This window comes from Acinetobacter sp. UBA2063, assembly GCF_002333245.1.
In the GTDB taxonomy this organism is placed as follows: domain Bacteria; phylum Pseudomonadota; class Gammaproteobacteria; order Pseudomonadales; family Moraxellaceae; genus Acinetobacter; species Acinetobacter parvus.
Map to the genome: position 1 here is coordinate 3,555 of NZ_DDAH01000270.1, position 634 is coordinate 4,188.

General features: G+C 46.4%; 1 protein-coding gene. It reads left to right on the forward strand.

The window, feature by feature from the left end:
* Positions 1–80: 80 nt before the first annotated feature.
* On the forward strand, positions 81–634 hold a 554-nt coding region (locus tag B4H32_RS12605), incomplete at its 3' end, for a nucleotidyltransferase domain-containing protein (protein WP_286803373.1).

Sequence of the window (634 nt, forward strand, 5' to 3'; positions counted from 1 at the left end):
GCAACGATTGAGTGGGAATAAGATGAAGGGCAGGATGAAAATCCTGCCTTTTTTTATGCGATTGAAAAAAGAGGTCAAGCATGTCCGAAACCTTGCAACTCGAACAGTTAACAGGATCTTTACAGCAGCTTTTGGGTGAATCCCTCTTTGCCATTTATCTGTATGGTTCAGCTGTTGATGGCGGGCTAGGTCCAGAAAGTGATCTGGATGTTTTGGTTGTGGTGAGTCAAGCACTGACACTCCAGCAACGACTGCAACTGGCAGAAACCTTATTAAAAATTTCGTATCCAATTGGGGCTGCACAGCGTGCACTTGAAGTCACCATCGTACTTAAAGCGCAAATTCTTTCAGGCAGTTATCCACTCAGCTACGAACTACAATTTGGAGAATGGTTACGGGAGGAGTTAAACCAGGGTACTTTGCTCCGCGCACATACAGACCCTGATCTGACTATTTTGCTGAAGAAAGCACAAATGCATCATCGTAGTTTGTTGGGGCCAAGTTTGACACAGTGGTCAACGGCAATTCCTGAACAGCACCTCTGGCAGGCAATGGCAGACACCTATCCCTCGATTGTGGCGCATTGGGATGAGGATGCCGATGAGCGTAATCAGATTTTGGCCTTATGCCGTAT